The organism is Acinetobacter sp. 8I-beige (assembly GCF_902505955.1).
GTDB lineage: Bacteria > Pseudomonadota > Gammaproteobacteria > Pseudomonadales > Moraxellaceae > Acinetobacter > Acinetobacter johnsonii.
Window position 1 is genome coordinate 1,406,375 of record NZ_LR732790.1, and the last position, 13,876, is coordinate 1,420,250.

Genomic DNA, 13,876 nt, shown 5'->3' on the forward strand with positions numbered 1-13,876 from the left:
GTTCGTAGGTTAAACCATGCAAAAATCTGTTCGCCAATCAATGGCATGGCTACACTCTTGGCTTGGACTAACACTGGGGTGGTTATTATTTGCCATATTTTTAACAGGTGCTGCGACCTATTATCGTCATGAAATAAATTTGTGGATGCAACCTCAATTTGCCACCATGCAACTCAAACAAGACACAGCGATGGAGTCGGCATATCAATACTTACAAAAAAATGCCGCAGATGCGCAAAGTTGGTATATCGGCGTGGCTAGTCCGAGTTCACCTGTTAATAAAATCTACTGGCAAAAGGCCGATGGTGGCTACGAAAATAAGACTTTGGATGCGAACACGGGTAAAGAAGTCACCTTATCTGCAACCCAAGGCGGTGAGTTTTTCTATGGCTTTCACTATCAGCTGTATGGTGTGCCCTATTTTATCGGTAGGCTATTAGTCACGATTGCTGCCTTCTTAATGTTAATCATCCTCATTTCAGGCATCATCACACACAAAAAGATATTCACCGAATTCTTTACCCTTAGAGCCTTCAAGGGTCAACGCTCGTATCTAGACTTTCACAATGTTACCTCTGTCATTGCTTTACCCTTTTTTCTGACCATTACATTCACTGGTTTAGCCATTTTCTTTTATCTCATTCTTCCCAATGGCATGAAGAAACTTTACCCAGAGCAACCGTTCCAATATTTTGATGAAATTAGAAATATTAGCATCAGCTCTGAGGCTAAACCGACACCTGCTACGATGCGACCAATTGAATACTTCATACAACAATCTGAGCAGCGTTGGGGTAAAACAGAAATTGGCAATATTACGGTCAAACACCCCAATACCAATATCGCTCAAGTGAACTTGGTTGAGTCAACTGACCGAAGCATCACGCGAAACCAAGCCCAACTCAGCTTTAACGGCGAATCTGGTGCCCTGCTCGGTGACACTCGGAATAATAGTGCAATTGCCACGCTCAATAATGGAGTGTATGGTTTACATATGGCACACTTTGCGCAGCCTCTATTACGCTTTGCGTTATTTTTCTCAGGGCTTTCAGGCTGTGCCATGATTGCATCTGGGCTTTTACTCTGGAGCTTAAAACGTCAGCTGCAAAATAAGAAACAAAGTTTCCACTTTGGACATTATGTGGTTAACCGCCTAAATACGGCTGCCATCATTGGCTTGCCGATTGCTATGCTCAATTATCTTTGTGCAAACCGTTTACTTCAGTTAGAAGCTGGTCAACCCAACTACGAAATTTACGCATTTTTCGGCACTTGGTTACTTAGTTTAGTCATTGCATTGCTCACTCCACAGCAACACCTTTGGAAAACTCAATTGAAGGTCTTCATTTTACTGGCTGTATCTTTGCCTATTTTCAATCTTTACTATTTAATCAGTCACCAATATGTGCATGACTTAAATGAATATTGGTTATTCTTGCGAGTTGATCTTATGGTCTTCATCCTTGCGATATTGGCTATTTTCTTACATCAAAAAGTTCAGCCCATTCAACAAAAAGCTGTACAAAAAATTCAGAAAAAATATGTCAACCCTACGATTCAGGAGTCCAACTCATGATCTACCTGATTGTAGGACTTCTCATCACTTTCGCGTGCTATGTGTTATTTCTGGTGAGCGATAAGCAGCGCCCTAAAACTCAAAAGTCACGTTGGGCCAAGTGTGCGGAACATTATCAAATCTGCCGATATCTGGCTTTTGGTGTACTGGCCACGGCATTAACTTTATTGATTCAATACACGGGTCGCGGTGTGGGAAGTGTCAGTTTATTTGTATTTGCAACCCCGATACTTTTTATACTGATTCTGAGCATCAATGACTTAAAACCCAAAAAAACAGCTCAATCTAAGTAAGTATTTACTCTACAACTCACACACTTTTTTATTTCGATCATGAGCCAAATAAAAAGGTGTGTAAATATATGAGCCAGAACCATCTCAACAGAATTTTAGAGACTGATCAAAATCATTTAAGTTGAAGCGCCGTGAGTTTTTAGTTATAACGCGCTCAATAATAGAACTTTTACACCTCTTTTCTCAGGGCAAACATTGCGTTCAACATTAGCTTGGTTACAACAAGAAATCATTACACCCTTTCAACAGCTCTGCAGTTGGTCGAAGCATCATTTTGGCTGGACACTTTTTATTTCCCTCATTTTCAATTTGCTTGTATTTATTTGTTTCCCAAGCAGCTGGCCCCCCTCTCAGATTCAGAGCAAAACCTTTAATCAAATCACCGCCGAAGTCGGTAAAGGACGAATCAGCACGTTGAAATTTAAACAACAGCATCATTTATGGATCGCAAACTGCGTATTAATGGGAGAACCTATTGAAACACTATGTGACCAGTCATCGCATCGTCACCAATTTACGGCAAAGCAGGTCGAGGTTTACTATTTGGAGCGTATTTTTTGGAACCTAAAAAATACCAAAACGGAGGCATTTATTCATCAGATCACATTAGCTGATTCACGTCTGCAACACTTAGATATGACCTATAGCACGACCGCAGCGAATTTTGAGCAATAGAAAAAGCATCAGCTAGCCCCTCTTTATGTTATACGAACACTCATAAGTCTTAATCTATTATGGTTACTGATAATTGTAGACATAAAAATAAAAACGCGGCTACAGCTCAAATAATCTTTTCTATATCTCTTTTTAGAATAAGTAAATCAACAATCAAGACAACGACTTATATGAAAACGTCATAAGATATGCACGTTTTTTGATATTTTGGCATATAACAATGTTTGGTCCACTCGAATTTATTCTCGCAGGTGTTTTAGTCGGTTTTTGTGTGGGAATTACTGGTGTAGGTGGTGGTTCATTAATGACACCGATCCTCATCAGCCTTTTCAGAATTGAACCTCACATTGCCATTGGTACAGACTTGCTCTATGCCGCAATTTCAAAATTCTGTGGTTCATTTGTACATGCCAAAAAGCTAAATATTGTGTGGCCGATTGTGCTTTGGCTTGCAATTGGCAGTATTCCTGCTTCCTTTGCAACGCACTGGGTACTCGACAACTATTTGAGCCAGTCTACCCACTATAAAGCCGTGCTCACCATGGTTTTAGGCTTCATGTTGACCATTACAGGTTTATCGATTGTCTTTCGTAATCAAATTGAAAAATTTTTCAACAAATTACGTAAAGATGAACTCCCAGACATGACCGAAGACTTAGAAAAAGTTCAGCTTCAAACCAGCAATAAACGTAAGTACATTGTGATAATGGGTGTGGTTCTTGGGGTCTTCGTGACATTGTCATCAGTCGGTGCAGGTGCTTTCGGAATCATGGCTTTGGTCATTATGTTCCCAAATCTACCGATGATTCGTATTATTGGTTCTGACGTTGTGCATGCGGTGTTACTTACGTTCGTTGCAGGTATGGGTCACATGACTTCAGGCAATGTGGACTTCCACCTCCTTATGTGGTTATTGGTGGGGTCTATTCCAGCAATTATTATTGGAACCCTGATTAGTTCACGCCTTCCTGAAAAAATCATCCGTAAAGTGTTGGGTATTACCCTGTTTGCGCTGGGTGTGAACTTCATGTTGAATCCGATCAAAGCCAAACCTGTGAAGCCTGCCGAAACTGCTCAAGTTGTTCAAATTTCAACAGTTAAGAATGCCTCAGTGTAGGCATTCTGATTTAAAATAAACCTAAGATTCATCACTTTTTTTTCAAAGATTCATTCGACTTTTTTATAACCTTTTATCAGCTAAACCGTGTTATATTCAGCTTATAAAGCAACTTAATACGATCGAACCAGTGACGGCAATGAATACTCTACAGTCAAACTCTATTACCCAAAACGACATCGATGACGTGAATTTACAAAGCATTCATCCGCTAGTTACCCCAGCGGAATTAAAAACTGAATTGCCTCTCACTGAGTCTGCATATCAAACTGTACTTCACGGTCGTGAAACGATTCGCAATATTTTAGATGGTAAAGACAAACGCATTTTTGTGGTGATTGGCCCATGTTCAATTCATGACCCTGTCGCTGCTCACGAATACGCAGACCGTTTAAAAGTTTTAAGCGATAAAATTAAAGACTCAATCTATGTCGTAATGCGTGTTTATTTTGAAAAACCACGTACCACAGTGGGTTGGAAAGGTCTGATCAATGACCCTGACATGAATGACTCATTCAACATTGAAAAAGGATTACGCATTGGTCGTAAACTTTTGGTTGAGTTAAATGAAAAAGGCTTGCCATGTGCGACTGAAGCACTCGATCCAAACTCACCACAGTACTACCAAGACTTAATCTCTTGGTCAGCGATTGGTGCACGTACGACTGAAAGCCAAACACACCGTGAAATGTCTTCAGGTCTTTCTTCACCTGTAGGTTTCAAAAATGGCACAGATGGTGGTTTAACTGTTGCAACCAATGCCATGCAGTCGGTGAAACATGGTCACCACTTCTTGGGTCTCAACAACCAAGGCCAAGTCTCCGTGATTCGTACTTCAGGTAACCCATATGCGCACGTGGTACTTCGTGGTGGTAATGGCAAGCCAAACTACGACGCTGGTTCTGTAGCAGAAGCAGAAGCAGCATTGGCTAAAGCGAAAGTTAGTACCAAAATCATGATTGACACCAGTCATGCAAACTCGAACAAAGACCCGTTTCTTCAACCACTTGTTCTTAAAAATATTACCGAACAAATTATTGATGGAAATAAATCTATTATTGGCATTATGGTTGAAAGTCACCTGAAAGGTGGTCGTCAGGAAATTCCTGAAAACCTATGCGACCTTGAATACGGCAAGTCAGTAACCGATGGTTGTATTGACTGGGATACCACAGAAAAGGTATTACTAGAGATGCACGAAGCACTCAAAGACGTTTTACCGAACCGTTAAGTTTTTAAAACGCCATCTTCGGATGGCGTTTTTCATTCTAAGATTAAGAAATAATTATGAACGCTATTGAAACACACTTAAGCCAAACACTTAACTTTCAATTTATCCACGAGCATTTGTTTACTTCTGGACAACCGACTGCTGAGCAATTACAGCAAATTAAAGAATATGGCGTAAACACGGTCATCAATCTTGCGCTCAGTAATAGCAATAACCATTTAGTCAATGAAGATCACATCTGTTTAGAACTCGGTTTGAACTATATACAAGTGCCTATTTCATGGGATACACCATCTGATGATCAATGCTTATTGGTCTTAGATATGATTGATCATTTGGTGCAAGAACAAACTATTTGGGTTCATTGTTCAGAAAATTATCGAGTCAGTAGTTTGATGTATTTATATCGTCAATATTATATGAATATCGATATGCCAACCGCACATGAAGCCATGCATCAAATTTGGGAACCGAATGACACATGGACAGGTTTGGCGCATGCTGTTGCCTTACAACTTCAAGGTCGTAAAGCAACACAAGAATTAAAGCTGGCTATGATCAATCCTGATCATTTTGCGTGAGAAATCAGCACTGTAGCTGTAGATAAAATACCTTCCTGACGACCCGTAAAGCCCAGTTTTTCCGTGGTCGTTGCTTTGATGCTAATCTGCGTGATTTCAACATCAAGAACGTCTGCAATGCTTTGGCGCATCGCTAAATTATGCGGTGCCAACTTCGGTCGTTCGCATGCCACAGTAATGTCTGCATTATTTAACTGATAACCACGATCTAATATGAGTTGATAGACATGTTTGAGTAATACTCGACTGTCTGCTCCTTTAAAGCGAGGATCGGTATCGGGAAAATGCTGACCAATATCGCCTAAAGCCAACGCACCCAATAATGCATCTGTTAAAGCATGCAAAACCACATCACCATCTGAATGTGCTTTTAAGCCGTGTGTATGCGGAATTTGAATACCTGCCAGTGTGACAAATTCACCCTCTTCAAAAGCATGTACATCAAGTCCCTGTCCAATTCGAATATGTGCAACCATGCTCAGTTTCCTTTAAGAAATAAATGATTGAAATCTTGTATTCACGCTTTCTCTTTCGCTATAGTTACAAGCAGCGCAACATAGTGAAAGTATAAGCGATCATGCTGTTGAAAACCGACATAAAACTTATGAAAAAATTTAGTATTTTAGTGTGTCTAAGTTGTCTTTGTACCAGCTTTAGTTATGCTCAAGTCATTGACTGTGATGATCCGACTTCATCTAGCCTTAAAAAGATCTGTAGCGATCAATTTAAAGACATTCGACAAAAATTAGACACGCAATCCATGACTGCTTTTTTAATCAGTGATGCGCCGCAGCGTTTATTGGTCGATACCCATCAGCTATGGTTAAACCGCCTACAGCAATGTAAATCCTTAGCTTGCTATCAGCAGCAGATGGATTTTAGAATTGATGATCTCAACTTCTATACATCGTTAAATCAAAGTTTGACGCAACACTATTTAAAATTTGAACATGGGGTCATTGCCAAGCAACCTGTGCACCTACAAGTTCATCAGCTATCCAAAGATAAAATTAAGATCGAAGGTATTGCATATCGTAGCCCCAATAACCGCATAGAAACCCAAACCATTTCATTTTTGGCTTATACCACACCCGATCAGAAACAAAATATTACCGATAATGAAAACAACTGCCACTACCAGTTCAACTTTCAAAAAGCCATCCTTTCTGTAAAAAGTGAAAGTAAAGCATGTAATCGTTTTGTCGGTGTGTACCGTGTTTATGACTAAGCTGTCAAACAGATCAAAATAATGAACATCGGGAGGCTAAAGTCGTGCAAGTACTCAAGCAATGCTGCAACCTTCTAGAACAAAAAAAATTGACCATTGCTTTTATCGAAAGTGCCAGTTCAGGTTATCTATCCAGTCAATTTTCGATTTATAAACATAGCGGAGCAGACATTTTGTTGGGTGGACTGGTCAGTTATGACCCCAGTATCAAATGTGAAATTTTAAAGATTGATCCTGCACTTATTCAGCAATACACAGCGGAGTCGATTGAAGTCACTGAAGCTATGGCACTTCACGGTCATCGACTATTTCGTCATGCCGATATTATTGTCTCCTGTACAGGTTTGCTCAAACCTGGTGGAAGTGCGACGCCTGAGAAACCTGAAGGCACCTTTTATATTGGCATTCATTATCAAAACACTTTAAGCACTTACCATTATTTACTACTGGGCAGTGCGCTTGAGCGACTTGATCAACTTACGAAAAACGTAGCTCAAATGGTCATTGAACGTGTTCAAAATGCTTAAATCTTTACACTAAATTTGATTTTTCTACATTTAAAACCTTTAAACTGAACCATAATCAATAAAAATGTGAAGCGCCTCATGATGATGAAAATAATCCATCCGCTAGTTTTCAGCACCTTATTTTTTTCAAGCCACAGTTTTGCAACTGTAGGGGGACCACAAAATATTGAAGTTTTAGGACTTGACCAAGCTGATCAGAAAATTTATGTGATGCGACATTATTTAGATGGTCGTGGTCGTTTGCCACAATTGTATTATTATCAACTCAACAGTAAAACACCCTCCAAGCCGATTGAAGTGAAATCTTTATATATCAATCCAAAAACTCAAAAAATTGACTATGATCAAGATAGTCAGAAGTTTGACCGTAACATTGCAAAAATAAAAAAACGGCTCAAAGCTTTAACGCCGATTCCGCCCAAGCAGGTTAAAATTCAAGTTATTAGTAAAAAGACTTCAAAAGAACCTTCTTGGTATGATCCTAAACTCTCCATCCCGAAGTTTAGCTATCAATATCAAGTGAAATACAGCAATTTGAAAAGTCCAGTACACAAAGCGGTGGACTATAAAAATGGGCTGCGCATTTCGCAAAGTTATAAAGTTCCTAATCAACAAAAAGCGCTGGTAACTGTTCAATATCTCGGAATTCCTTTTGAAACAGGTTATAACATTGAAGATCCTGTTTTATTGATGCCTAAAAAATAAAGCCTCAGAAGAGGTAATGACAGTCAGTGAAGACACTGACTGGGATTTTATTTTTAAATTCATGATGTTATTCAATACACGGAAACGTCATCCGCAACTGTTCGAGGCAAAACTATTTTAAAAAAGTAAGTTTTCTGCGATTAATTAATCAATAAAATGGATTTGGCGAGTTTTGCGGATGACAAATGCTTTTGATTACTTTGGGCTTATCCAAAGTAATAGATGAGCTCCAAGTATATGATTTAAAAATATAAGACTCCGTTGTACATAACTAAAAAGCTAAGGGCTTTACTTCTAAAACCCTTTACTGACTGGGATTACTCCGAAGAGGCTTTTTATAATGTATCAGAGCTTTATATTAAGCCGCTGAACGTTCTTCAATCGGTACTACTTTACGCAGCTCAGGCCCCGTATAGTCCGCACTTGGGCGAATAATACGGTTGTCCGCACGTTGTTCCATCACATGTGCAGCCCAACCTGTGACACGGCTCATCACGAAGATTGGTGTGAATAATTTGGTCGCAATGTCCATGAAGTGGTATGCCGATGCATGGAAGAAGTCAGCGTTACAGAATAGTTTCTTCTCACGCCACATCACTTCTTCACAACGTACTGAAACTGGGTACAGGACCGTGTCACCGACATCTTTCGCTAAGCGCTCAGACCAGATTTTGATGATGCCATTACGTGGATCATTGTCTTTGTAGATTGCATGACCAAAGCACTTCTTCACAACGTACTGAAACTGGGTACAGGACCGTGTCACCGACATCTTTCGCTAAGCGCTCAGACCAGATTTTGATGATGCCATTACGTGGATCATTGTCTTTGTAGATTGCATGACCAAAGCCCATGATCTTTTCTTTACGTTCCAGTTTGCCCAGCATTTCTCGCTCAGCTTCTTCAGGTGACGTCCAGTTTTCAATCATTTCCATCGCTGCTTCGTTTGCGCCACCGTGTAATGGACCGCGCAGTGAACCAATTGCACCAGTGATACATGAATGCATATCGGATAAGGTTGATGCGCATACGCGTGCTGTGAAGGTCGATGCGTTGAATTCATGCTCTGCATAGAGGATCAATGAGACATTCATCACTTGCTCATGCAATTCATTCGGCTTTTCACCACGTAGTAGGTGTAGGAATTGAGCACCGATTGAATCGTCATCGGTGTTTTCTTCAATGCGTACGCCATCATGGCTAAAACGGTACCAGTAGCAAATGATCGCTGGAAGCGTTGCGAGAATACGGTCTGCAACATCTTGCTGTTCTGCAAAAGATTGTTCTGTTTCTAGGTTACCTAGCATTGATACGCCTGTACGCATCACATCCATTGGGTGTGAGTCTGCTGGGATACGCTCAAGTACTTCTTTGAGTGCTTGTGGCAATTGGCGCAGTGATTTGAGTTTAGCTTTGTAAGCAGTGAGCTGTTCTGCTGTGGGTAGTTCACCAAAGAAAATCATGTAAGCCACTTCTTCAAACTGGCAGTTTTCAGCCAAGTCTTGGACGTCATAACCACGGTAGGTTAGACCTGCTCCACTTTTGCCTACGGTTGATAGTGCTGTCTTTCCTGCGACTTGTCCGCGTAATCCTGCGCCTGTGAGGACTTTTCCTTCAGCCATTTTTAATTCTCCTGTTTAAACAGCTTGTCTAATGTGTTTTCAAAGGTGTGGTAATCGAGAAATTCGTAAAGTTCTTTGCGCTGTTGCATTTTGTCGAGGACGTTGCCTTGGGTGCCGTCATTGCGAATGGCATGCATGACTTCCAGTGCTGCCTTTTGCATGGCACGGGTCGGTGACAGTGGGTACAGCACCATCGAGATGCCTTGTTCTGCCAGTTGTTCTTTGGTGTAGTATGGGGTATCGCCAAATTCGGTGATGTTGGCCAATACAGGGACACCAACTGCATCACAGACGGTTTTGTACATAGTAATGTCAGTCATTGCTTCGGCAAAGATCGCATCGGCACCGGCTTCTACACAAGCACAAGCACGGTCAATCACCGCTTGTAGGCCTTCTTTTTGTAGGGCATCGGTACGAGACGGTTTTGTACATAGTAATGTCAGTCATTGCTTCGGCAAAGATCGCATCGGCACCGGCTTCTACACAAGCACAAGCACGGTCAATCACCGCTTGTAGGCCTTCTTTTTGTAGGGCATCGGTACGGGCCATCACCACAAAGTTTGCATCGGTTTTAGCATCGACTGCGGCTTTTACGCGGTCGACCATTTCTTGTTGGGTGACGATTTCTTTGTTGGGGCGGTGGCCACAGCGCTTTTGGGCCACTTGGTCTTCGATGTGAACTGCGGCTGCACCTGCAGCAATCATTTGTTTCACAGTGCGGGCAATGTTAAATGCCCCACCCCAACCGGTGTCAATATCGACCAGTAACGGGGTGTCTACACGTTCGGTAATGCGGCGTACATCTTCCAAAACATTATCCAGACTGGTCATGCCTAAATCAGGCAATCCATAAGAGTAGCTGGCTACACCAGCACCCGAAAGGTAGATGGCCTTGTAGCCCACCTGTTTCGCCATCATTGCTGCATAAGCATTGACTGTACCGATAATTTGTAATGGTTTTTCCACTTCCAGTGCTTGTCTAAATCTTAAGCCTGCAGATTTTTGTTCTGTCATCGTCCTTTCCTTGACGCGTTATGAATGAATGTGAAGTGTTGTTTATTCCACTGCGAGTAAAATTGAGCCATAGCTTGCTCGTAAATCTTTTTTCAGGACTTTGCCTGTGCCACCGACAGGAATGCTATCGACAAAAACCACGCGATCAGGAATTTGCCATTTCGCAATTTTGTCCGTGTAATAATCTAAAAGTTCAGCTTCTGATACCTGACTGACTGCGGCCTTTTTCGCAATGAGTATAGGTCGTTCATCCCACTTTGGATGTGTCGCAGCAATGACTGCCACCATGTCTATTTCAGGGTGTGCGATGGCAATATTTTCCAGTTCAACTGAGGAAATCCACTCTCCGCCTGATTTGATCAAATCTTTAGAACGGTCACTAATGACCATATAGCCATCTGGGTTAATGGTTGCCATATCACCCGTGTCAAACCAGCCATCTGCGGTGAGTGCATTGTTAAATTGATCAAAATAAGACTCTACGATCCAGTGCCCTTTAATTTGCAAATGTCCTGTGGTTTGTCCATCTGTAGCCAATTCAGTGCTGCCCTTTTCAGCATCACAAATTCGAATGCTGACCCCAAATGGTGGGCGGCCTTGTGCATAGCGCAAGCTCGATTGGGCCGAGTTATCCCACTGCAAATGTTTGGCCTTAAGTTGATTCACCACACCCAAAGGACTGGTTTCCGTCATGCCCCATGCGTGAATGGTTTCACACTGAAAATCCTCTTTAAACGTTTTAAGCATTGACGGTGGGCAAGCCGCGCCCCCGACCACATTGCATTTTAAGCTGTCTAACTTGCTGCCAGATTGCTTCGCTGTTGTAAGCAGCCCTTGCCAAATAGTTGGTACACCTAAAGCTGTCGTCACTTTGTATTGATCAATCAGCTGAACCAAGCTTGCTCCATCTAACATTGGCCCCGGTAGCACCATACTGCAACCGGCCATAGCCGCTGCATATGGCGTGCCCCATGCGTTGACATGGAACATAGGAACAACCGGCAAAATGCAATCTTGTGCTGAAAAATTAAATGAATCGGGTAAACAGGTTGCGTAACTATGCAAGATAGTAGAACGGTGGCTGTATAAAATCCCTTTAGGATTCCCTGTCGTACCCGAGGTATAACACAGTGAACTGGCTTTAGTTTCATCCAGTTCAGGCCACTCAAAATGTTCCCTTTGTTGTGCGATTAACTCATCATAAAACAGCACTTCAGGTAAAGCTTTTTGAATGTCTTCATCATAAGCATCGAGGCAGATAAAATGCTCTACATAGGGAATGGATGGTTTAATCGATAACACTAGATTTAGAAAGGTTTTATCAAAAATCAGTGCCTTATCATTCGCATCATTGATAATATAACTGAGCTGCTCAGGAAAAAGTCGCGGGTTAATGGTGTGGCAAACCAACCCACTGCCTGATATGCCATACCACGTTTCTAAGTGACGATGATTATTCCATGCAATGGTGGCCACACGGTCGCTGACCGCAAAACCGAATGACTGCAATACATTGGCAAAGCGCTTTGAGTTTTTAGCAATTTGTCCCCAGTCTGTATGCAGCATCGACCCATCAGTATTTTTAGAGATAATGGCTGTATCTGCATGATAACGAGCAGCATGTTCAATCAGGCTGCTAATCAACAAAGGTTGAAACATCATATTTCCAATCATCAGAAACTTCCTTTTTTAAAATCTTTTTAGACTTATTGTTTAAGATCCGCATATCATCGGTCTTGGTCATTTGTTTTTTAAAATACTGTCTTTTTCCATCTTCATTTTGTCATTTGGTTGCGTTATTTAGTCATTTGGTCACTTATACACAAAAAACTTAAATCTTCTAATTTATTGTTTTAATTAATTATTTATAAAAATATTCAATATTATAAAAAGTGATAATTAACTCAAAACGAATCTGAGAGACATGCTCCTGATTTCATATAATTTTTTAAGCCTTGAATGAAAAACACGTTGCGTAAGGTCAAGCTGGAATAGAGGTACACTCTAGAGAATTCAAGAAAAGACGTCTTATGAGAAATTTAAAGAGATAGTGCAAATGTGGACAGATTGAATGATTTTAAGCACCCATCAAATGCCGAAAGCATATTTTAAGAAATAAGAATGAAGCTTAATCGGCACACTTTAAGCATGCAGATTCATACGTCTCCAACGTCCGGGGGTAATGCCATACCAACGCTTAAATGCACGAGTGAAATTAGCTTGGTCGTCATAACCAACTTGATTGGCTACTTCTATAATCATGAGTTTTTTGTTTTTGAGTAACTCCGCTGCAATTTTCTTGCGTGTCGCTTCAAGCAAGGCTTCAAAACTGGTCTGATGTTTATTTAAGTAACGGTACAGCGTAAAACGGTGAATCGAGAAATATTCAGCCACACGTTCGACATTACAACTTCGGTGCGGCAATAATTCCTCAATAATTTTACAAATTTGACCAATCATATCGACACGATCATGGCTTTGCAGTTCAGACAAATGCTGACGCAAAAATTGATCTAACTGACGATCATGCCCTGCTCTTTTTTGATCCAGTTGTTCCTGCGGAAATAAAATTTCATGCTGTGACTGACTAAACCACACAGGACAGCCAAATGCTTTTTCGTACAGATGCGCACACTTCGGCTTTGGATATGAAATACGCACCAATGCTGGACGCCAAGATTTCCCCAAAATCAGCTCGATAATAGACACCATCGCAACCAAATAAGCAGTTTGATATTGTTCTTTTCCAGGAATATCACCATCGATATGCATGCAAATACGTGCATAGCCATCATCTTCTTTCAAATCTAACTTTTGCCCTCTGTACCACATACTGCCGTATTGAAAGAGGCTCTGCATAGCATCCCGCATGGTCGCGGCATTCAGCACCAGAAAACGTAATGGGCCAATATTTGAAAATTGTGCTTTTTTTCCAATGACTAAACCCAAATGATCACAGCCTGTTAATGCTTCAACGGCTTGAAAAATACTGCCCTGTGTTTGTAGAGAAATTGGCAATAAATTGTTCTTTAAATCTTCGCGCTGAATCCCAAAATGTTCAAATACAGTACGTGCATCGAAACTATGTTCTTCTAAATAGTTGGCAATCAGGTTCAAAATACCAATGGGATTGGACTGTGGTTGTCGTGTTAAATCGATACTATGCATAGTTCCCTCTATATATGTCGATATATTCAGCACATGACTGTCTGATATGTTTCTTCATTTTGAATATTTAATACTTCAAACATGCTTTCAAAATTTGGATTGCAATGTAATCTGATGCAAATACAACGAAAGCATGGTT

Annotated in this window: 14 protein-coding genes and 2 pseudogenes; 9 read left to right on the forward strand and 7 right to left on the reverse strand. The window is 41.0% G+C overall.

Annotated features, from left to right (window positions below; translation table 11 throughout):
* The first annotated feature begins 16 nt into the window (after positions 1 to 16).
* From GVX98_RS06680 to GVX98_RS06705, 6 genes are all read left to right on the forward strand, one after another.
* Positions 17 to 1,576 carry a PepSY domain-containing protein gene (locus GVX98_RS06680; RefSeq protein WP_159127599.1) on the forward strand — a complete coding sequence of 520 codons (1,560 nt, stop codon included), beginning with the start codon at positions 17 to 19 and terminating at the stop codon, positions 1,574 to 1,576.
* Positions 1,573 to 1,869 carry a hypothetical protein gene (locus GVX98_RS06685; protein WP_159127600.1) on the forward strand — a complete coding sequence of 99 codons (297 nt, stop codon included), beginning with the start codon at positions 1,573 to 1,575 and terminating at the stop codon, positions 1,867 to 1,869. The genes GVX98_RS06680 and GVX98_RS06685 overlap by 4 nt, the downstream gene beginning before the upstream one ends.
* Positions 1,870 to 2,064: 195 nt before the next feature.
* Positions 2,065 to 2,544 carry a hypothetical protein gene (locus tag GVX98_RS06690; RefSeq protein ID WP_228716271.1) on the forward strand — a complete coding sequence of 160 codons (480 nt, stop codon included), beginning with the start codon at positions 2,065 to 2,067 and terminating at the stop codon, positions 2,542 to 2,544.
* Positions 2,545 to 2,764: 220 nt separating this feature from the next.
* Positions 2,765 to 3,661 (forward strand): sulfite exporter TauE/SafE family protein, encoded by an 897-nt coding sequence (locus GVX98_RS06695; protein WP_151837202.1) that lies wholly within the window; start codon positions 2,765 to 2,767, stop codon positions 3,659 to 3,661.
* Positions 3,662 to 3,800: 139 nt separating this feature from the next.
* Positions 3,801 to 4,892: a 3-deoxy-7-phosphoheptulonate synthase gene (locus GVX98_RS06700; protein ID WP_004693350.1), complete on the forward strand. Its 1,092-nt coding sequence runs from the start codon at positions 3,801 to 3,803 to the stop codon at positions 4,890 to 4,892.
* Between the two features lie 56 nt (positions 4,893 to 4,948).
* Positions 4,949 to 5,473 (forward strand): protein tyrosine phosphatase family protein, encoded by a 525-nt coding sequence (locus GVX98_RS06705; RefSeq protein ID WP_125273626.1) that lies wholly within the window; start codon positions 4,949 to 4,951, stop codon positions 5,471 to 5,473.
* Here GVX98_RS06705 and ispF read toward each other — a convergent pair.
* The gene (gene ispF, locus GVX98_RS06710) at positions 5,461 to 5,949 is read right to left on the reverse strand and encodes a 2-C-methyl-D-erythritol 2,4-cyclodiphosphate synthase (protein ID WP_004979990.1); all 489 of its coding nucleotides are present in this window, start codon (positions 5,947 to 5,949) and stop codon (positions 5,461 to 5,463) included. The genes GVX98_RS06705 and ispF overlap by 13 nt on opposite strands.
* Positions 5,950 to 6,050: 101 nt before the next feature.
* On the opposite strand from ispF, the gene GVX98_RS06715 reads away from it, so the two are divergent.
* From GVX98_RS06715 to GVX98_RS06725, 3 genes are all read left to right on the forward strand, one after another.
* Positions 6,051 to 6,701: a hypothetical protein gene (locus GVX98_RS06715; RefSeq protein WP_058869513.1), complete on the forward strand. Its 651-nt coding sequence runs from the start codon at positions 6,051 to 6,053 to the stop codon at positions 6,699 to 6,701.
* 44 nt (positions 6,702 to 6,745) lie between these two features.
* A complete protein-coding gene (locus tag GVX98_RS06720) occupies positions 6,746 to 7,228 on the forward strand; it encodes a CinA family protein (RefSeq protein ID WP_159127601.1) in 483 nt (160 codons plus the stop codon).
* 78 nt (positions 7,229 to 7,306) lie between these two features.
* Entirely contained in the window at positions 7,307 to 7,933 is a 627-nt protein-coding gene (locus tag GVX98_RS06725) for an aminotransferase (RefSeq protein ID WP_159127602.1), read from the forward strand.
* 358 nt (positions 7,934 to 8,291) lie between these two features.
* On the opposite strand, the gene GVX98_RS06730 is transcribed toward GVX98_RS06725, so the two are convergent.
* From GVX98_RS06730 to GVX98_RS06755, 6 genes and pseudogenes are all read right to left on the reverse strand, one after another.
* Complete coding sequence (locus GVX98_RS06730) at positions 8,292 to 8,705, reverse strand: citrate/2-methylcitrate synthase (protein WP_228716272.1); 414 nt, start codon at positions 8,703 to 8,705, stop codon at positions 8,292 to 8,294.
* Positions 8,650 to 9,555: pseudogene (locus tag GVX98_RS06735) on the reverse strand (citrate/2-methylcitrate synthase); the annotation flags it as partial. The pseudogene GVX98_RS06735 and the gene GVX98_RS06730, both read right to left, overlap by 56 nt.
* 2 nt (positions 9,556 to 9,557) lie before the next feature.
* Positions 9,558 to 9,935, reverse strand: a complete 378-nt coding sequence (locus GVX98_RS16975) for an isocitrate lyase/phosphoenolpyruvate mutase family protein (RefSeq protein WP_159127604.1) — start codon at positions 9,933 to 9,935, stop codon at positions 9,558 to 9,560.
* Between the two features lie 37 nt (positions 9,936 to 9,972).
* Positions 9,973 to 10,569, reverse strand: a pseudogene (prpB, locus tag GVX98_RS16980) (methylisocitrate lyase); the annotation flags it as partial.
* 42 nt (positions 10,570 to 10,611) lie between these two features.
* Complete coding sequence (locus GVX98_RS06750) at positions 10,612 to 12,243, reverse strand: long-chain-fatty-acid--CoA ligase (RefSeq protein ID WP_159127605.1); 1,632 nt, start codon at positions 12,241 to 12,243, stop codon at positions 10,612 to 10,614.
* A 468-nt stretch (positions 12,244 to 12,711) separates the two neighbouring features.
* Entirely contained in the window at positions 12,712 to 13,737 is a 1,026-nt protein-coding gene (locus tag GVX98_RS06755; protein WP_159127606.1) for an AraC family transcriptional regulator, read from the reverse strand.
* Positions 13,738 to 13,876: the final 139 nt, after the last annotated feature.

Bases quoted from the DNA above. Each gene is read 5' to 3' on its own strand.
- GVX98_RS06680 (WP_159127599.1), top strand. From the start codon at position 17: ATGCAAAAATCTGTTCGCCAATCAATGGCATGGCTACACTCTTGGCTT.
- GVX98_RS06685 (WP_159127600.1), top strand. From the start codon at position 1,573: ATGATCTACCTGATTGTAGGACTTCTCATCACTTTCGCGTGCTATGTG.
- GVX98_RS06695 (WP_151837202.1), top strand. From the start codon at position 2,765: ATGTTTGGTCCACTCGAATTTATTCTCGCAGGTGTTTTAGTCGGTTTT.
- GVX98_RS06700 (WP_004693350.1), top strand. From the start codon at position 3,801: ATGAATACTCTACAGTCAAACTCTATTACCCAAAACGACATCGATGAC.
- GVX98_RS06705 (WP_125273626.1), top strand. From the start codon at position 4,949: ATGAACGCTATTGAAACACACTTAAGCCAAACACTTAACTTTCAATTT.
- ispF (WP_004979990.1), bottom strand. From the start codon at position 5,949: ATGGTTGCACATATTCGAATTGGACAGGGACTTGATGTACATGCTTTT.
- GVX98_RS06715 (WP_058869513.1), top strand. From the start codon at position 6,051: ATGCTGTTGAAAACCGACATAAAACTTATGAAAAAATTTAGTATTTTA.
- GVX98_RS06725 (WP_159127602.1), top strand. From the start codon at position 7,307: ATGATGATGAAAATAATCCATCCGCTAGTTTTCAGCACCTTATTTTTT.
- GVX98_RS06730 (WP_228716272.1), bottom strand. From the start codon at position 8,705: ATGTCGGTGACACGGTCCTGTACCCAGTTTCAGTACGTTGTGAAGAAG.
- GVX98_RS06750 (WP_159127605.1), bottom strand. From the start codon at position 12,243: ATGATTGGAAATATGATGTTTCAACCTTTGTTGATTAGCAGCCTGATT.
- GVX98_RS06755 (WP_159127606.1), bottom strand. From the start codon at position 13,737: ATGCATAGTATCGATTTAACACGACAACCACAGTCCAATCCCATTGGT.